At 41.7% G+C, this 19,134-nt stretch carries 16 protein-coding genes; 13 read left to right on the top strand and 3 right to left on the bottom strand.

What is annotated here, in order from left to right:
- Nucleotides 1-5: 5 nt before the first annotated feature.
- The 4 genes from tilS to GUA46_RS08385 all read left to right on the top strand — a co-directional run bounded on the left by tilS (nucleotide 6) and on the right by GUA46_RS08385 (nucleotide 7,401).
- Nucleotides 6-1,313: a tRNA lysidine(34) synthetase TilS gene (gene tilS, locus GUA46_RS08400; RefSeq protein ID WP_176620116.1), complete on the top strand. Its 1,308-nt coding sequence runs from the start codon at nucleotides 6-8 to the stop codon at nucleotides 1,311-1,313.
- Nucleotides 1,301-3,289, top strand: coding sequence for a protein-disulfide reductase DsbD family protein (locus tag GUA46_RS08395; protein WP_218109531.1), 1,989 nt, complete (start codon nucleotides 1,301-1,303; stop codon nucleotides 3,287-3,289). Before tilS ends, GUA46_RS08395 begins: the two co-directional genes overlap by 13 nt.
- Before the next feature lie 80 nt (nucleotides 3,290-3,369).
- Complete coding sequence (locus tag GUA46_RS08390) at nucleotides 3,370-5,757, top strand: penicillin acylase family protein (RefSeq protein ID WP_176620115.1); 2,388 nt, start codon at nucleotides 3,370-3,372, stop codon at nucleotides 5,755-5,757.
- 108 nt (nucleotides 5,758-5,865) lie between these two features.
- Nucleotides 5,866-7,401 carry a YifB family Mg chelatase-like AAA ATPase gene (locus GUA46_RS08385; protein WP_176620114.1) on the top strand — a complete coding sequence of 512 codons (1,536 nt, stop codon included), beginning with the start codon at nucleotides 5,866-5,868 and terminating at the stop codon, nucleotides 7,399-7,401.
- 66 nt (nucleotides 7,402-7,467) lie between these two features.
- Here the strand turns inward: GUA46_RS08385 and GUA46_RS08380 are convergent, their stop codons facing one another.
- Complete coding sequence (locus tag GUA46_RS08380; protein WP_176620113.1) at nucleotides 7,468-8,007, bottom strand: DUF4440 domain-containing protein; 540 nt, start codon at nucleotides 8,005-8,007, stop codon at nucleotides 7,468-7,470.
- A 14-nt stretch (nucleotides 8,008-8,021) separates the two neighbouring features.
- Nucleotides 8,022-9,449, bottom strand: coding sequence for a M20 family peptidase (locus GUA46_RS08375; protein ID WP_176620112.1), 1,428 nt, complete (start codon nucleotides 9,447-9,449; stop codon nucleotides 8,022-8,024).
- A 208-nt stretch (nucleotides 9,450-9,657) separates the two neighbouring features.
- Between GUA46_RS08375 and GUA46_RS08370 the strand changes: the two genes are divergently transcribed.
- A complete protein-coding gene (locus tag GUA46_RS08370; protein WP_176620111.1) occupies nucleotides 9,658-10,068 on the top strand; it encodes a hypothetical protein in 411 nt (136 codons plus the stop codon).
- Here GUA46_RS08370 and GUA46_RS08365 read toward each other — a convergent pair.
- Nucleotides 10,065-10,508: a hypothetical protein gene (locus GUA46_RS08365; RefSeq protein WP_176620110.1), complete on the bottom strand. Its 444-nt coding sequence runs from the start codon at nucleotides 10,506-10,508 to the stop codon at nucleotides 10,065-10,067. The two genes, GUA46_RS08370 and GUA46_RS08365, sit on opposite strands and share 4 nt — an antisense overlap.
- Nucleotides 10,509-10,688: 180 nt before the next feature.
- Between GUA46_RS08365 and GUA46_RS08360 the strand changes: the two genes are divergently transcribed.
- The 8 genes from GUA46_RS08360 (at nucleotide 10,689) to ilvN (ending at nucleotide 19,114) form a co-directional block, all read left to right on the top strand.
- Nucleotides 10,689-11,885 (top strand): Nramp family divalent metal transporter, encoded by a 1,197-nt coding sequence (locus GUA46_RS08360; RefSeq protein WP_176620109.1) that lies wholly within the window; start codon nucleotides 10,689-10,691, stop codon nucleotides 11,883-11,885.
- Nucleotides 11,885-12,628, top strand: a complete 744-nt coding sequence (gene pxpA / locus GUA46_RS08355; RefSeq protein ID WP_176620108.1) for a 5-oxoprolinase subunit PxpA — start codon at nucleotides 11,885-11,887, stop codon at nucleotides 12,626-12,628. Before GUA46_RS08360 ends, pxpA begins: the two co-directional genes overlap by 1 nt.
- Nucleotides 12,625-13,362 carry a 5-oxoprolinase subunit PxpB gene (gene pxpB, locus GUA46_RS08350; RefSeq protein WP_176620107.1) on the top strand — a complete coding sequence of 246 codons (738 nt, stop codon included), beginning with the start codon at nucleotides 12,625-12,627 and terminating at the stop codon, nucleotides 13,360-13,362. The genes pxpA and pxpB overlap by 4 nt, the downstream gene beginning before the upstream one ends.
- Nucleotides 13,355-14,194: a 5-oxoprolinase subunit C family protein gene (locus GUA46_RS08345; RefSeq protein WP_176620106.1), complete on the top strand. Its 840-nt coding sequence runs from the start codon at nucleotides 13,355-13,357 to the stop codon at nucleotides 14,192-14,194. The genes pxpB and GUA46_RS08345 overlap by 8 nt, the downstream gene beginning before the upstream one ends.
- 362 nt (nucleotides 14,195-14,556) lie before the next feature.
- Nucleotides 14,557-16,233, top strand: a complete 1,677-nt coding sequence (ilvD, locus tag GUA46_RS08340; RefSeq protein ID WP_176620105.1) for a dihydroxy-acid dehydratase — start codon at nucleotides 14,557-14,559, stop codon at nucleotides 16,231-16,233.
- A gap of 36 nt (nucleotides 16,234-16,269) precedes the next feature.
- Nucleotides 16,270-18,003 (top strand): biosynthetic-type acetolactate synthase large subunit, encoded by a 1,734-nt coding sequence (gene ilvB, locus GUA46_RS08335; protein WP_176620104.1) that lies wholly within the window; start codon nucleotides 16,270-16,272, stop codon nucleotides 18,001-18,003.
- Complete coding sequence (locus tag GUA46_RS08330; RefSeq protein ID WP_229418472.1) at nucleotides 18,000-18,581, top strand: O-methyltransferase; 582 nt, start codon at nucleotides 18,000-18,002, stop codon at nucleotides 18,579-18,581. The genes ilvB and GUA46_RS08330 overlap by 4 nt, the downstream gene beginning before the upstream one ends.
- A 5-nt stretch (nucleotides 18,582-18,586) precedes the next feature.
- Nucleotides 18,587-19,114 carry an acetolactate synthase small subunit gene (ilvN, locus tag GUA46_RS08325; RefSeq protein ID WP_176620103.1) on the top strand — a complete coding sequence of 176 codons (528 nt, stop codon included), beginning with the start codon at nucleotides 18,587-18,589 and terminating at the stop codon, nucleotides 19,112-19,114.
- The last annotated feature ends 20 nt before the right edge of the window (nucleotides 19,115-19,134 follow it).

Genomic DNA, 19,134 nt, shown 5'->3' with positions numbered 1-19,134 from the left:
GCATCATGGTCCAAAAATTCAAACAGCACATTGCGAGTTCTCTTTGTTTTCTTCAGGGAAAAAAGTTGTTGTTGGCATGCAGTGGTGGCCTTGATAGCGTAGTATTGGCACATTTGTGCGACGCTTCGGATTTGGATTTTGCGTTGGCCCATTGCAATTTTTCTTTGCGGGGCAGCGAAAGTGATGACGATGAGCATTTTGTACGTGAGTTGGCCTCTACATTTGAGGTCGGGATTTTTATAAAACAGTTTGATACCGAGCAGTATGCAAAGGAGCAAAGGTTATCCGTGCAAATGGCGGCTCGTGAACTACGATACAAATGGTTTGAGGAACTGTTACAGGCCATAGAGTACGATTATGTACTGACTGCCCACCATGCAGATGACAGTTTGGAGACTTTTCTCATCAACCTTTCCCGGGGAACCGGAATAGAAGGACTTTCAGGCATTCCTGAAGTAAATGGGAATATTGTTCGACCGTTGTTGCCCTTTTCCAGGAACGAGATTATGGAATATGCAAAGTCAGAAAGTATTCAATGGAGGGAGGACAGCAGTAACGCGAGTACGAAATACCTTCGTAATAAAATACGCCATAACGTTGTTCCCATTTTAAAGGGATTGTCTCCGTCTTTTTTACAAAATTTTCTCAACACACAACATCATTTGGGTCAAACCAATGATTTGGCAAACAACCATTTAAATGAGTTGAAGTCAAGATTGTTTCAACAAAGAAATGATGATATAGAAATCAAAATTTCCGAGCTGCAAAAACTGCAGCCTTTGGATGCTTATTTGTATGGATTATTGAATGGGTATGGGTTTATTGAATGGAACGACGTTAAGGATTTATTGACCGCAGAGAGTGGCAAACAGGTTTTTTCCAATACACATCGACTGCTTAAAGATAGAGATTATTTGATTCTTGCCGAAATCGCACCTGAAATTAAAGGAACGTATTACATTCATTTGAATAAAGCTTCAGGTGAATTGCCCATTAAAATACAGTTAGAAGAGGTGGAATCCTTTGAAAAACAGGGACAAAATGTCGTATTTTTGGATAAGGAAAAGTTAAACTTTCCGTTGGTGTTAAGAAACTGGGAAAAAGGCGACTATTTTTATCCATTTGGAATGCAGGGCAAGAAAAAGCTCTCCAAATTTTTTAAGGATGAAAAGATGGACCTGATTTCCAAGGAAAAGCAATGGTTGCTCTGCTCCGGCAATGATATAGTCTGGATTGTGGGCAGAAGAGCCGATGAACGATTCAAGGTTGAGGAATCGACCAGAAAAATAGTAAAGATTACATGGCTAACATAAAATTATCGCTTCTCTTTTTAGGATTATTGGTGTTTAATCTGGGTGTATTTGCCCAAACGGACAAGAATCCTGCCGTTTGGAGCCATGAGGTAAATAAGCTGTCCGACACCGAATACGAATTGGTGTTCAAGGCCAAAATTATGGACGGCTGGCATGTCTATTCCCAGTATACGGATGAAAACGGTTCTTTGCCCAGTGAGTTTACCTTTGAAAAAGCAGGTGATGATTACGAACTCATTGGTAAAACAGAGGAGAGCGAGACCCTAAAAGAATATAGCGATATTTTTGAGGTGGACGAGACTTTCTTTAAGAAAGAGGCCATATTCACTCAAAAAATCAAATTATTAAACCCTGAAGTCAACCAGATTTCAGTGAACTTGTTCTACCAAATTTGCAAGGAGGTTTGCATCCCTGTTGACGAACTATTCCAAATTTCTTTGGACGGAACAGGGTTTGTGGCTGAAGAGGCAAATCTGGACGAACGCAGTGTTGCCTTGGGAAAATCACTAAAGGTAGATTTTAAGAACAAAAACCTTTTAAATCAAAATGGAGTTACGGATTCTGAAGGAAAATCTAACCTATGGATGATTTTTGGATTAGGTTTTATCGGTGGTTTGATAGCATTGTTGACACCATGCGTTTTTCCTATGATTCCGTTGACGGTGTCTTTTTTCACCAAGCAGACCCAAAATAAATCCAAGGGAATAGCAAACGCCTTGCTCTACGGTTTCTTTATCGTTTTGATTTATTTCTTGTTGAGTTTACCCTTCCATTTGTTCAATTCGGTAGACTCACAAATTTTGAACACCATTGCGACCAATATCTGGTTGAACGTGTTCTTCTTTATCATTTTTGTATTCTTTGCCTTTTCATTCTTCGGTTATTATGAACTGACATTGCCCAGTTCTTGGGCCAATAAAATGGATTCAGCTTCTTCCAAAGTAGGAGGGGGATTGGGCATCTTTTTTATGGCCTTGACATTGGCAATCGTATCATTTTCCTGCACAGGCCCTATTTTGGGCGGGCTTTTAGGAAGTACAACATTGGCAGAGGGTAATGTGGCTACCAATCTAACCTCCGGAATGGTAGGTTTTGGTCTGGCTTTGGCGCTTCCATTCGCCTTGTTCGCCATGTTTCCGGCTTGGTTGAACTCATTGCCGAAATCTGGCGGATGGATGACGACCGTAAAAGTGGTGCTTGGGTTCTTGGAACTGGCTTTGGCCTTCAAATTCCTGTCCAACGCAGATCTGGTCGGAAATTGGGGTATTTTTAAACGAGAAATCTTTGTGGGCATCTGGGTAGTGCTATTTGTTTTGATGACGCTTTACCTGTTCGGGATCTTTAGGTTCCCACATGATGGACCCAAAAAGAACCTGACTTCGGCAAGAAAAGCAATAGGTGTCCTCAGTTTTGCCTTTACCGTTTATTTGGTTCTTGGACTTTTTAATGTCAGTAATCTAAAATTATTAAGCGGTTTCCCTCCCCCTAGTTTTTACAGCGTAGTGGAAACAGAAAGTGATTGTCCGCTTGGATTGGATTGCTATAAGGATTTTGAAGAAGGTGTGTCATATGCACAAGAGGTCAACAAGCCCATTTTGCTTGATTTTACAGGCTGGGCCTGTGTGAATTGCAGAAAAATGGAGGAAAATGTATGGAGCGACTCCAGTATCTATCCCATTTTGAAAGAAGATTATGTGTTAATCTCACTTTATGTGGATGATAGAAAAGAGCTGCCTGAATCCGAGCAGTTCGATTTTAAGTACGACTCTGGACGGGTGAAATCCATCCAGACGATTGGCCAAAAATGGGGGACGTTTCAAACAATCAACTTTAATGCAGCATCCCAACCCTATTATGTATTGCTTTCCCCGAATCTTGAAATTCTCAATGAAGCAGTCCAATATGTTGATGTTGAAACGTATGAGAAATGGTTGAAGTCAGGCTTGGAAAAGCACCATTTATCTATGAACAAGTAGTTGATATTTGTCAACATCTTTTTTAAGTCATCTAAGAAATTAATTATACCTTAGGGTACTAATTGACTTAACCCATCTTCGTGAAAAAGTACAAAAAGATTCTTCTTGCAATTGCAGGATTCCTTCTACTTGTAATTATTGGTATTGCTATATTCTTAAATTCCCTAAAACCGGATTATAGCGGTGAAAAAAAACTGCCCGGTATCTCCAATGAAGTAATCACATATTTTGACTCCTACGGGATTCCACATATTTATGCCGAGAACGAGGCTGATGCCCTGAGAGCATTGGGTTATGTGCATGCTCAGGACAGATTATGGCAGATGGAATTGCTTCGAAGAGTGGCCAAAGGCAGGCTTTCGGAGGTTTTTGGAAAAGATATGATAGGAACTGATAAGTTTTTTCTATCGTTGGGAATTGCGGACCATACAAAGGAAACTGTTGCCGGTCTTGATACTGATAGCGAAACCATTGTGCTTGCGCAGGCTTATCTGGATGGGATTAATGAATTCATAAAACAAGGACCAACCCCTATTGAATTTTATTTGACCGGGATAGACAAGGAACCTTTCACTATTGAGGATGTATATAATGCCGTAGGATACATGGCATTTAGCTTTGCCATGGCCCACAAAACGGACCCTTTGTTGACTAGTATGCGAAATAAGCTCGGAGAAGAGTATATGCAAGACTTGGCGATTGATTCAGATACCTCTACCGTATGGATAAAAAACTACAAAGGAGAGGTTACCGATACTTTGGGGACCAATATTACTGCAAGTGTGACCGCTGCTCTTAGCAAACTGCCCATTCCACAATTCGAGGGTAGCAATAGCTGGGTAGTTGCCCCACAAAAAACAAAAAAGGGCAAGGTAATTTTGGCCAACGACCCACATATAGGATTTGCTCAACCTTCGGTATGGTATGAGGCCCATGTGAGTACTCCCATCTACGAAAAATATGGATATCATTTGGCAGGAGTTCCGTTTCCATTGTTAGGTCACGATAGAAATCTGGCATATGGCCTTACCATGTTCGAGAACGATGACATCGATTTTTATTATGAAGAAACCCATCCATCCGATAGTACCAAATACAAAACAGCAGAAGGATGGAAGGACTATGAATTTGTAAATAAAACCATTAAAGTAAAAGATGGTGAGAATGTATCGTTTACTTACAAGAAAACACACCACGGACCTGTCTTAAACAATATTGCTGACCAAATTTCGGAGGAAAAACCAGTTGCCATGTCTTGGATATATACCAAACCCAAGAATATGGTGATACATGCCTTGTATGGGTTGAGTCATGCCACCAACATGGAAGAGTTTAAAAGCGCTTTGCCCAATATCCATGCGCCAGGACTCAATGTAATGTATGGTGATGCCCAAGGAAATGTAGCATGGTGGGCAACCGCCAAGCTTTACGAGATGCCGGACAGTTTGTCCACCAAGTTTATTTTGGATGGCACATCAGGCAAAGAGGAGCCATTGCGCTATTTGGACTTTTCGGAAAATCCCATGGCCGAGAATCCACCATGGAACTATGTGTATTCTGCCAACAACCAGCCCGATTCCATTGCCGGAATGCTCTATCCCGGTTATTATTTGCCTGAAAACCGTGCCAAGCGGATTGTGCAGTTATTGGAAGCCAAAGATGATTGGGACAGGGAATCCATTTCTGAGATGATATTGGATGTTACCTCTCCAGTGAACACGGAGGTGGTAACCGAGTTGATTAAATTGTTCGATGTTTCAAGCTTGAACAATGAGCAATTGGTGCTTTTGGACTCTATGAAAAATTGGAACGGGGAATATAAGCTCAAATCCATTAGCCCGGTGATATACCACAGGACGCTATATTTTATGGTGAAGAACACCATGGAAGACGAATTGGGCCCAGAAATGTTCAAACAATTCTTGTCCACGCATCTATTTAAGAGACAGATAGCTTGGGGCTCCAGCATGAAATCCGGAAAATGGTGGGACAACGTCAACACTCCAGATGTAGTGGAAACAAGGCAGGATATCGTGTTGATGTCGTTCGCTCAGACATGGGAATCATTGATTAAAGACTTTGGAGAGGATACTAGCCAGTGGACTTGGGACAAGGTACATACTTTGGAACATGGGCACCCCTTTGGCCAAGTGGCATCCTTGAGAAAATACTTCAATGTGGGACCATTCCCTGTAGAAGGTACACGTGAGGTAATAAACAACCTTGCTTTTCCTTACGACAGCACCGGTTTCTATAAGGTGAATTCAGGACCTTCGACCCGTAGAATCATAGATTTCTCTGATATTGAGAACAGTATCAGTATTTTGCCGACCGGGCAATCCGGTAACCCCCTGAGCAAACATTACGATGATCAAGCACAGATGTATGTCAACGGAGAGTTCCGTAAAATGATGATGAACAAGCAGGAAATTGAAGAAACTGCTGCATCTGTTTTGATCTTTCGTTAATTCAAAAGGGGCATTCGTCAATTCAAATTAGGGTATCCGTCAAACCATTGATTTTTTTGATTGGAGATTGGCTATTTTTTCAGTCTTTTTTCAATTAAGAAAGGTTATATGCTTATAAAAGTTTACGGAAGTGCCGTTTTTGGAATCGAAGCAACAACAATTGTTGTAGAGGTAAATATAGATAAAGGCATTGGTTATCATTTGGTTGGATTACCGGATAACGCTATTAAAGAAAGCAATTTTAGGATAGCTGCGGCTCTTCAGAATAACGGGTACCGTATTCCCGGAAAAAAAATCACCATCAATATGGCGCCTGCCGACCTACGAAAGGAAGGGTCTGCCTACGACCTTACTTTGGCGATTGGTATTTTGGCCGCCTCGGACCAAATCCGGTCAGAAAACATTCAAAAATACTTAATAATGGGAGAACTTTCCCTCGATGGAAGTGTACAACCCATAAAAGGTGCTCTGCCCATTGCCATCAAAGCAAAAGAGGAAGGTTTTGAGGGGTTTATACTGCCCAAAGAAAACGCGAATGAAGCAGCGGTGGTAAATGGACTGAAAGTATATGGGGTCGAGAACATAAAAGAGGTTATCGGTTTTTTTGACGAGGACAAACCGCTTCAGCAAACAGAAATAGATACAAGACAGGAATTTTATGACCATTTACATTTACCCGAATTTGATTTTGCGGACGTAAAAGGTCAAGAGAGTATAAAACGCTGTATGGAAATTGCTGCTGCGGGCGGACACAATATTATTCTGATTGGCCCGCCGGGAGCAGGAAAGACCATGCTTGCCAAAAGATTGCCTTCAATTTTGCCTCCAATGACGCTTCATGAAGCGCTGGAAACCACCAAAATCCACAGCGTGGTAGGCAAGGTGAAGAACAAGGGGCTGATGAGCCAACGGCCATTTCGAAATCCCCATCATACCATAAGTTCCGCAGCATTGGTAGGAGGGGGAAGCTATCCCCAGCCCGGGGAAATATCGTTATCGCACAATGGCGTATTGTTCTTGGACGAACTTCCCGAATTTGAACGAAGGGTTTTGGAGGTGATGAGGCAACCCATGGAAGATAGGGAAGTGACCATCGCCCGGGCACAGTTTACCGTGACCTACCCCAGTAGTTTTATGTTGGTGGCCAGTATGAACCCAAGTCCGGGCGGTTATTTTAACGATCCTGATGCCCCAGTGACATCTTCGCCTGCGGAAATGCAACGCTATCTAGGAAAAATTTCTGGACCTTTATTGGATAGAATCGATATTCATATTGAGGTGACTCCCGTGCCTTTTGATAAACTATCGGAAGAACGTAAAGGAGAGAGCAGTGTTGTAATCAGGGAAAGGGTAGAAGCAGCGCGCCAATTACAGACCCGTAGGTTTGAACATGTTGAAGGCATTCATTACAACGCACAAATGGGAACCAAGCACATTCGAGAGTTTTGCCGATTGAACGAATCTTCCAAAAACCTATTAAAAGAAGCGATGCAACGGCTGAATCTTTCGGCTAGGGCTTATGATAGAATTTTAAAGGTTTCTCGTACCATTGCTGATTTGGAACAGTCGGAACAAGTAGTTGAGTCGCACATTGCGGAGGCCATTCAGTACCGGAGTCTGGACAGAGAAGGCTGGTTGGGATGATACAAGGCTATTTTTCTTTTCTGTGCTAAAATAACACCCAGATACAATTTAGTAGAGATTTCAAGATTATTCCAATAAGTTCCACTCTTCTTCAGTTGCTTTGGATTTTTGATATTCCATTACCAACAACCAAGCTTGATCACGTTTTATGAGCAAGGCATCAAAATGTACGAATTGTTTTTGACTGGCTTTACCAGCCCCATTATTGGATTGGTAAGCAAAAATTCCTGTTTCATGTGCGGTAGTTTCGTCACCTATTCGCTGTGAAAAACGGAATTCCACACTATTCTGCGTTTTTCCTGTCTTGGTATCCATGAAACCTTGCTTCCAGTGCTGCAATGCCTCTGCAATTGATACAGATGTTTTGTTTTCCCCAGTTGTAAATATAACGACCGCATCTTCATGGTAAGTAGCTTTATAGCCTTCAAAGTCTCCCTCATTTACCGTTCTCGAAACTTCGGACCAAAAATTATTTAGTTCTGCTAGTCTTAACGAATCATTTGGATTTTCAATTTTACCCTTTGTATTGTTTTTAGGGTAACCCGCATTAGCGATTGCAACGCTTAGTGTTAGTATCAACGTAATAACGATTCTAGTGTTTTTCATAGGTAAATTTGATTTTAGTCGAACCTTTTGATTAGATTATAGCAAAACACTATCATTTCCTTGTAGTTCTCTTTGCCAATTTTTTCATCAATTCCATGGAATCTTGTCATACTGTCCGGACCTATTCGAATAGGGTAGAACCTGTATACATCATCAGAAACATCATAAAAATATCTGGCATCCGTACCGCCACCTATCAAGCCCGGCACCACAACGGCTTCGGGAAACACAGATCTAATGGTTTTTTCTAAGTTTTTAAACGCATCTGAATCTATTCCAGAGGCAGGGGATGGGTTGGTGGCAAAGCCACTGAGTTCAACATCTATTCCATCTCCAATCGTCTTCTTGATATGTTCTTTAACAGATTCAATGGTTTCGCCGGGCAATATCCTAAAATTAATGGTGGCTTTGCCCACCGTGGGAATAACATTGTCCTTAACCCCGCCCTCCACTATGGTAGGTGCTGTTGTGGTATGAGCATTTAGGGCTTTGAGTACAGGTCCTTTAAAAAGCCAAGGGTTGGCAAAAGCCATTTTTTTGAAGAAGGGCATTTCCGCACCCATGTACTCAAATTGATAATCCAAGGGTTTTACCAATTTATAGGGCAGTTGATTGTTCTCCAAGTCTACAATGGCTTGGGCAAGCATTCCGAGTGTGTTGTCTTCAGGAGGGGCAGAACTATGGCCCCCACTGGTCTTCACAATCAGGTTAAAAGATGCGTATCCTTTTTCTGCCAAGTTCACCATGGCAACAGTTTTCTCAAAATCAGGAATCATTTTTTGGGCCAAAAAGCCACCTTCGTCCAATGTCATTGCAGCACGTACTCCGCGTTCTTTCAAATGGGAAGCAATGGCTTTGGCACCATTCTTTCCCCCAAGTTCCTCATCGTGCCCGAACGCCAGATAAATGGTCTGTTTGGGGGTAAAAGATTCTTTTAATAAAGTTTCAACCGACTCCATCAGTGCCATCAAGGAACTCTTGTCATCCAATGTTCCCCTTCCAATGACATGACTGTCCGTAATCTTTCCTTCAAAGGGGCCAGCTTCCCATTCTGATAATGTGGGTTGGTCTACAGGGACCACATCTTGATGGGAAAGCAAGACAATTGGTTTTTGCGACGGGTCGGAACCTTGCCATTTGTACAGTAGACTGTATCCGTTTATTTTTTCCAATTCTAAAGTTTGATGCAAAAGAGGGTAGGCTTCACTTAAAAACCGATGAAACCCGTTGAAAGCAGTAGAATCTGGAATGGCATCTTCACTAAAGGAAATAGTCTTGTATTGTACGGCCTTGGATAAATTTATAAATGCGTTGTCAGGAAAATCCATCGCCTCCAAAGATTCTGGTTCAACCTGTTTGGAGGTTAGCGACATCGTATTGAAGATTAAAATTGCAGCAAGGATCACAAATAGACCCAAAATGGCAAGAAGAACTTTTTTCATGGTTGGTTTTGGTTGTTGGCTCCAAATTAGATAAAAATCGATAAGTAATCAATCATAAAAAAATAATTTAAATACCTGTAATTGAGTAAATTCACAATAAAACCAATATAATCGATGAAAAATGCAACTAATTCGTTAAATGTGGTATAACATTCTGTTTTAAAGTGTTTTATGGTTTATTTTTGCACGATTTTAGAAAACAGAGAACATGCAGTTTGTGGAGTTGAACCCAGTGGGCAATTTTGACCCTTGGGAGCAGGAGAAGATTGATGAGTTGCTACATCAACAAATTAAGGAGTCGTTAAGCAATAGGTTGATATTTGAGGACGAGAGCATCAAGCTCTGGGATCTACGTTTACTTCCCGGCGAACGACTCAATTTTAGGAGACACAATACCAATTATGGCTGGGTTTGTACAACAGGGGGACTGCTGATCACTAGATACGGTAACGGTAAAATAGATATGATCAAGTTAAATCCAGGGGACACCGAATACTTCGAAAACATAGGCAAAAACTACGTCAACGATTTAGAAAACATTGGAGAGGATTTGGTGGTCATCAACATTCTGGAATATAAACAGACCAAAAAAGAGAATACCCTATCCTTCAGTAATTAAATTGCCTTGATGTTGGCCTTTAACCCGGAGATGATCCCAAGAACATTCTCAACGGTTTCATCCAAATAATATTTAATGGCCAAATGCGGTATCCTAATGGTCGTAAAGCCATTTTTAAAGGAATGCATGGCATCTTCAAGGTCGTTTATGGCCTGTTCATGCGTAATCATGTTGTAGTTCTGGTCAATCTCAATGTTGAGTTTAACTCGGGAGATAGCAATGTCTACGGATTTTTTGCCGTCCCACCACTCCAGCATGGGATGCACACCAGCGTCTCTTAGGGCATAAAAAAGGTGAATGGCTTCAATAGGAGTGTCGTTATCGAGAATTACCTTTTTAATAAGTTTTGTATGTCGTTCGCAAAGCGTAACACCTAAAGATTCTTTTGATGCGATATACTGTCGGGGGTTTATGCTTTTTCCGCAATCCTTACATGTCATAAGTTGTTTTCAAGGTTTAAGTCTTAGTACGATTTGGGACTATTATAACTTTAACATTTTCGAATTAGTATAAAAAATCGACGTACGGCAATCCACTTTTAGACGAAATACACTTTTTCGGATGAAATGCATGATTTGTCCATTTATACCTTTACTTTAATCCTTCAAAACCAACGAGCAATGTTTAAAAAAATAGGACCGGGCGTTCTTGTTGCGGCAGCTTTTGTAGGACCGGGCACTATAACCATGTGCACACTTGCCGGAGCGCAATTCGGATATGACCTTATATGGGCACTGTTGGTTTCCATAATGGCAACCATTGTATTGCAGGCCATGACAGGTAGAATAGGTCTTGTTACGCAAAGTGGACTGGTGGATGTGGTACGAACGGAACTCAAAATCCAGTGGGTCAAAAACATGGTGATAGCTATAGTTCTAGGAGCTATTCTTATTGGTAATGCGGCCTACGAAGCAGGGAATATTGGCGGGGCCACTTTGGGGCTTGAACAATTGGTGCCCCAGCAACAATTGAGACCTTTTTTGCCGGTAATTATAGGTGGTATCATCTTTTTGTTATTGTGGTTCAGTAGCTATAAGATTTTGGAAAAAATATTTGTGGGACTTGTCGGGATCATGGGTGTCAGTTTTATTATTTGTGCCGTTATCACTCAACCATCGATTTCTGAAATATTAAAAGGAATGTTGATTCCAAAGTTACCCGAAAACGGATTGCTTACTGTTGTCGCCTTGGTCGGAACCACAGTAGTTCCCTATAACCTGTTTTTGCATGCATCTTTGGTGAAAGAGAAGTGGAGTTCCAAAAGTGACCTAAAAGCAGTGAATTGGGATACCATTGTTTCCATAGGTCTTGGAGGATTGGTTTCCATGGCTATATTGATCACTGCTTCCGCTGCGCCCATTTCGGAAATAAACAATGCTTTGGATATGGCAATGGCATTGGAACCTTTGTTTGGCAAAATGGCTTTCCTGTTTATGGCAATCGGACTTTTGGCTGCTGGAATCACATCGGCAATAACGGCACCACTGGCAGCAGCCTATGTGGCAAGTAGTTGCTTTGGTTGGGAAGGTGGTATGCAGGACAAAAAATTTAAGATGGTCTGGGCCATTGTGCTCTTATGTGGCGTGGTGTTTCTTTCTTTTGATATAAAACCTATCGAAGTGATTCAATTTGCTCAAGTGGCCAACGGAATTTTACTTCCCGTAATGGCTTCATTGTTATTATGGGTGGTAAACAAAAAATCGGTAATGGGTGAAAATAAAAATAGTCTGCTGCAAAATGTATTCGGAATCACCATTGTGGTATTTGCCATATTTCTAGGGACAAAAAGTATATTTAAGGTAATCGGATTGTTTTGATGAGTCAGTTTAAGATAGATATTAATTGTGATGTTGGTGAAGGAATTGGCAACGAGACCGATATTTTCCCATTTATAAGTTCCTGTAATATTGCCTGTGGCGGTCATGCAGGTGATAAGAAAACCATGTTGAAGGTCGCTTCACTTGCCAAGAAATCCAATATTAAAGTAGGTTCCCATCCATCATACCCCGATAAAGCCAATTTTGGCAGGGAGGTGATGGATATTTCAAACAAAGACTTAATACAAAATATTAAACAACAATTGATGGACTTTGATGAGGTTTTGAAGCAGGTAGGAATTCCATTGCACCATATCAAGGCCCATGGGGCACTGTATAACCAGACGGCAAAGGACGAGCATTTGGCAAAGGTATATTTGGAAGCTATTGCAGATTACAAAGAAAAGGCAGTTTTATACCTTCCTTTTGGCTCAGAGATATCAAGAATGGCCAAAGGACAAGGTTTTAAAGTTTGGTTTGAAGCCTTTGCGGACAGAAACTACAATTCTGACCGATCCTTGGTCTCCAGAAAACAAGAAAATGCCCTGATAGAAGAACCTAAAGCAGTGCTACACCACATTTTGCCCATCATTAAAGATAGTAAGGTTATGACCGCGAACGGTGTATGGTGCAAAATACAAGCAGATACCCTATGTATACATGGCGATACAATTTCTGCCTTAAAAATATTAATGTATCTTTCTACAACATTAGCTGAGAACCAGGTGCACATACAAAAATGAAAAGTTACCCCATTAGCATCAAACCCTTTGGAGAACGAGCTGTTTTAGTAGAATGGCCGGACAAGGTGAGTGAGTCCATTTTGGCAGACATCCTCGATTTTATGGACGCATTTAAGGAGTTGGAAATCCCTGGTTGGGAAATGTCCGTTGCCTATAATTCCTTGACGATGGTCTACAATCAAGATCACATAGATTTTGAGGAGACCAAAAACATGATTTTGGAGTGCCAAGAAAAGCAGGCCAAATCCAAAATGGAACGTGTCCAACACCTATGGACATTGCCCGTGTGCTACGACCTTGAATTTGGAATGGATATCGAAGAGGTTTCCAATACATTGGATATTTCTGTGGAAGAACTAATTAAACAGCATACATCGCATCAATATGTGGTGTACGGCATCGGTTTTTTGCCTGGCTTTATGTATTTGGGCGGACTTCCTCCAACTTTGGAAATTCCACGTAGATCGGAACCAAGATTAAAAGTGCAAAAAGGTTCTGTTGGGTTGGCCAGCAAACAAACGGGTATTTATCCGCAAGATTCGCCAGGTGGGTGGAATATTATCGGCAATTGCCCCGTTGATTTGTTCGATCCTTCGAAGGAAAATGAGCCCTGTTTTGTAAAAGTAGGGGACAAGATACAGTTCGAAAGTATATCCAAAGCAGAATACGAGCTTCATAAAATTGAAGGCGAGGTAGGTATTTACGAACCCGAAAAAGTTGTTCTGAATGCTTAAAGTATTGAAACCCGGACTTTATTTGACAGTTCAAGACCTAGGGCGGTTCGGACATCGGTATGTTGGTGTGCCGATTGCCGGTGCCATGGATGTTGAATCGGTAAAAAAAGGCAATCTTTTATTGGAGAATGATGAGAATGATGCTGTTCTGGAAATCACCATGACAGGTCCTACGCTTCAGTTTGATACTGATACGTATATAAGTTTGTCCGGAGCCCATATCGTGGCTACGCTGAACAATGAGCCCATTGATAATTACTCGGTCATTAAAATCGGAAAAGGAGATATTCTATCCTATGGTCGACTTGAGAAAGGATTTAGGGGGTATTTGGCCATCAAAGGAGGGTTTCAATCGAAAAAGGTCCTAGGTAGCCGCTCTCAGTTTTATCCGGTAACCAAATCGGCACGACTTAAAGACGGGGATGAGATACCTTACAATAAGACCGAAAATTACAAGCCCAAAATATCAGAGGTGAAAATTGAGGAGCACTTTGAAGAAAAAACCTTGAAAGTCTACAAAGGCCCAGAGTTTTCATTGTTGTCCGATGGTCAGCTTACGGAGATTTTTGCAAAGACCTATACCGTTTCCAAAGAAAACAACCGAATGGCCTACCAGCTTTCAGAGTTGATAGCGGGACATTCACATTCCATGTTGACATCGGGTACGCTGCCGGGTACTATTCAGTTAACTCCTGCAGGCCGCATGATCATTCTCATGAAAGATGGCCAGACCACAGGGGGTTATCCTCGCATACTTCAATTGAGCGAAGAGTCCATATCTGTTTTAGCGCAGAAAAAATATGGGGATGAGTTAAAGTTTAAGTTGGTCTAAAAGAAATCTTTTCTAGAATTGAAGTTTTTTTTGCAAAAAATTTGTACCATTGCTGTATGAATACAAATAAACAAGTCATTATCGAGGTCGTAATTATTCCAGAAATGGAGTGATACAGACTTTACTATTGACTAAAAAAGGCCTGTATCGTCATGATACAGGCCTTTTTTATTTGTAATAAAATTAATTGAATATTGGAATTTTAATTGGTCTAAAAGTTTGAATAACAGTGGTTTATTCATATTATGTTTCCAGTGGATTTAAACAGCCAAGAACTGTTAAAAATCTAGGGCTTTTTAAACATATATCTTTGAATTACGATATATATTCAGAAGAATACTGCATTTGAATGAAATTTGATAATGGAATTGAACAAGTTTAGTAAAAAAGTAACACAAGATCCAACGCTGCCCGCCGCACAGGCCATGTTGCATGCGATTGGACTAACAGACGAAGATCTGCAAAAACCTTTAATCGGAATAGCAAGCACAGGGTACGAGGGCAATCCCTGTAACATGCACCTGAACGATTTGGCCCTCGATGTAAAAAAAGGAGTGGAGTCATCCAATTTGGTAGGGCTCATCTTCAACACCATTGGAGTAAGCGATGGAATTTCCAATGGGACGCCAGGAATGCGTTACTCCTTACCTTCGAGAGATATAATTGCGGATTCCATTGAAACGGTGATTCATGCCATGAGTTATGATGGTTTGGTCACCGTGGTAGGTTGTGATAAGAACATGCCCGGTGCCCTAATGGCCCAATTACGATTGAATCGCCCCTCCATCTTGGTGTATGGGGGAACCATTGCACCGGGGTGCCACAACAATAAAAAATTGGATATTATCTCCGCTTTTGAAGCCTACGGGCAAAAAGTGGCAGGTGCCATAGATGAGACCGAATATAAAGAAGTCATTCACAAAGCATGTCCGGGTGCGGGGGCCTGTGGAGGTATGTACACAGCCAATACCATGGCATCTGCCATTGAAGCTATGGGCATGTCCATGCCTTTCAACTCCTCGATTCCTGCGGTGAACGATAAAAAACAAGCGGATTGCGAAGCATCTGGCGCTGCATTGTACCATTTATTGAAAGAAGACATCAAGCCAAGGGACATTGTTACCAAAAAGGCCTTGGAAAATGCGTTTAGGTTGGTGACGGTTCTTGGTGGTTCAACAAATGCCGTACTTCATTTTATGGCAATCGCACATGCTGCCGAGGTTGATTTTACTTTGGAGGACATCACTCGAATCAGTGAGTCCACACCTTTATTGGCCGATTTAAAACCAAGTGGAAAATATTTGATGGAAGACCTTCATAAAGTTGGGGGAGTTCCTGCGGTATTGAAGTATATGCTGAAAGAAGGCATGCTTCATGGTGATTGCATGACCGTTACAGGAAAAACCTTGGCCGAAAACTTATTGGATGCCCCGGATTTGGACGAAGGTCAGGACATCATCAGAAAGAAGGAACAACCAATCAAACAAACCGGACACATCCGAATTTTATACGGAAACTTGGCTTCCGAAGGAGCTGTGGCAAAAATCACAGGCAAGGAAGGACTCGAATTTACAGGGACAGCTCGCGTTTTTGACAGTGAAGCTGCCGTTAACGAGGGGATCCATAATGGAAAGGTCCAAAAGGGTGATGTGGTGGTCATTCGCTACGAAGGCCCAAAAGGGGCGCCTGGAATGCCCGAAATGTTGAAACCCACTTCCGCCATTATGGGAGCTGGTCTTGGAAAAGATGTTGCATTGATTACTGATGGAAGATTTTCTGGCGGGTCCCACGGATTTGTAGTAGGTCACGTTTCCCCCGAAGCACAAGTTGGCGGTGGAATCGCCTTGGTGAAAAATGGCGATGAAATTACAATAGATGCCGTTAACAACACCATCAATATCAACATTTCGGACGAAGAGTTCGAACAACGAAGAAAAGAATGGAAGCAACCTGAATTAAAAATAAAGTCGGGAAGCTTGTACAAATACGCCAAAACGGTATCATCGGCAGCCAAAGGTTGCGTTACCGATTTGTTTTAACAATCATGATAGGGGTATCTCCCTAAATATAGGCTTATGGAGACATTAAAAGCACAAAAAAAAGATAGTAAAAGTCAAAAAGCCATCAGAATTACTGGTGCAGAGGCGATTATCCATTGTTTGCTCGCAGAGGGAGTGGATTTGATATATGGTTATCCAGGAGGTGCCATTATGCCGGTTTATGATGAATTATACAAGTTTCAGGACAAACTGACCCATATTTTGACGCGACACGAGCAAGGTGCTACACATGCCGCACAAGGCTATGCCAGGGTTACAGGTAGAGTAGGGGTCGCAATGGCAACTTCCGGACCCGGGGCTACCAATTTAGTAACGGGGATCGCCGATGCGCAGATAGATTCCACCCCAATGGTTTGTATTACTGGGCAGGTAACGAGAAGTCTTTTAGGTTCGGATGCGTTCCAAGAAACCGATATTGTTGGTATTTCCACTCCTGTAACGAAGTGGAACTACCAGATAACCAGGGTGGAGGAGATTCCCGAGATAATGGCAAAGGCGTTTTATATTGCCAAATCCGGACGACCGGGCCCCGTATTGATAGATATTACCAAAAACGCTCAGTTTGACGAGCTTGATTTTGTATACGAAAAATGCACGAAGGTCAGAAGTTATAAGCCGGTTCCTAAACCTGAAACAGGTAGTTTGGAGAAAGCTGCCGAATTGATAAACAGTGCCAAAAAACCATTTATCGTTTTTGGACAAGGTGTGATTTTAGGTGAAGCTGAAGCTGAACTCAAAGCATTTGTTGAAAAAACCGGAATACCTGCCGCATGGACCATTCTCGGTCTTTCCGCCATGGATACGGACCATCCGCTGAATGTTGGAATGGTGGGAATGCACGGGAACTATGGGCCCAATATGCTGACCAACGAGTGCGATGTGCTCATTGCTATAGGCATGCGTTTCGATGATCGTGTAACAGGTGACTTGAACACCTATGCAAAGCAGGCCAAAATTGTTCATTTTGAAATAGATCCTGCCGAGGTAAATAAAAATGTGAAGGTAGATGTTGCCGTTTTGGGCAATTCCAAAGAAACCTTGAACGCCATTTTGCCTTTGGTGGACAAAAAGGAACATAAGGATTGGAAGGGCGAGTTTGATAAAATGTATCAAATCGAATACGATACTTTGATCAAAAACGATATTCACCCGACCAAAGAAGGGTTGACCATGGGGGAGGTAATCGAACAAATCAATGTGGCTTCTGGTCATAGAGCTGTGATGGTCTCAGATGTGGGACAACACCAGATGATTGCCTGTCGCTACGCCAAGTTCAAGCAGTCCAAGAGCAATATTACCTCAGGAGGTCTTGGAACCATGGGATTTGGTCTTCCTGCGGCCATTGGAGCCAAAATGGGGGCCATGGACCGCGAAGTGGTCGCAATTATCGGTGATGGCGGGTATCAGATGACCATTCAAGAGTTAGGTGTTATTTTCCAGCACAATGTCCCCGTGAAAATTGTGGTATTGAACAACGATCACTTGGGGATGGTGCGTCAATGGCAAGAACTTTTCTTTGACAGGAGATATGCATCAACTGTGATGACGAATCCTGATTTTGTAAAGATTGCCGAAGGATATCATATCAAATCAAGAAGGGTGTCCGGAAGAACTGACCTTCAAGAGGCCGTACAAGAAATGATGGCGTCCAAAGACCCTTACTTTTTGGAAGTGAAAGTGGAAAAAGAGGACAACGTATTCCCTATGATTCCATCAGGAGCATCCGTATCAGACATCAGATTGAAATGATGGACCAATCCTTGATCATAGAACGGCCAAAACAATATCAAAATTTGCTTGAGAAGAGCAAAGAGATGGGGTTTACGATGCCTTCCGATATTTATATTGGCACACTCTTGAAGACATTGGCAGCATCAAAACCTGCTGGCAATTTCTTAGAGTTGGGTACGGGAATCGGTTTGTCCTTGGCTTGGATGATTCAGGGAATGGACGAGGATTCAAGAATATTAAGCGTTGACAATGATTCGGAGCTTATTGAAGTGGCCCAACTGTTTTTTGAAGACGAAGATAGATTGGAGCTAATTTGCACCGATGGCGGAAAATGGCTGAAGGAGTATCAAGGCGAATCCTTCGATTTGATATTTGCAGATGCATGGCCTGGAAAATATAGCCATTTGGATACTGCTTTGGCATTATTAAAAAAAGGCGGTTACTATGTAATCGACGATATGAAGAAGCAGTCCAATTGGCCAGAAGACCATGAAGAAAAGGCAAACGAATTGATCAAAACAATTGAAAAAAGAAAAGACATTACAATAACAAAGATGGACTGGTCCACAGGACTTATAGTTGCAGTAAAAAAATAAAAAACATGGGAAAACAATGGTATACCATCTCGGTGTATTCCGAAAATCATGTGGGATTGCTCAATAGGATATCAGGGATATTCTTAAAGCGACATATTAATATTGAAAGTTTAAATGTTTCAAAATCAGAGATTGAAGGTGTTTCCAAATTCACGATTGTAGTCTTTACCACCGAAGATTGGACGCGTAAGATCGTTGGTCAGATAGAGAAACAAATAGAGGTCATCAAAGCATACTATCATACTGATGATGAAACCATTTATCAGGAATCGGCACTGTTCAAAATAGCTTCGCATTTGTTGTTCGATGAACGTCAGATTCAAAATATCATCAAAGAAAGCAATGCCCAGATTGTAACTGTCAACCGTGAGTTTTTTGCATTGGCCAAAACAGGTCGTAGGCATGAAATAGACGAAATGCACGATGCACTTTTGCCATATGGCATTATGCAGTTTGTGCGATCGGGACGAATCGCAGTTACCAAGGCAACAATGCCCATAAGCGAAATATTACAGGAATTTCAAGAAAACTAAATAGCGTAAAATCAAATATT

The sequence above is a fragment of the Flagellimonas chongwuensis genome (assembly GCF_013376415.1).
Taxonomy (GTDB): Bacteria; Bacteroidota; Bacteroidia; order Flavobacteriales; family Flavobacteriaceae; genus Flagellimonas; species Flagellimonas chongwuensis.
This window is presented reverse-complemented; position numbering and strand designations above follow the sequence as displayed.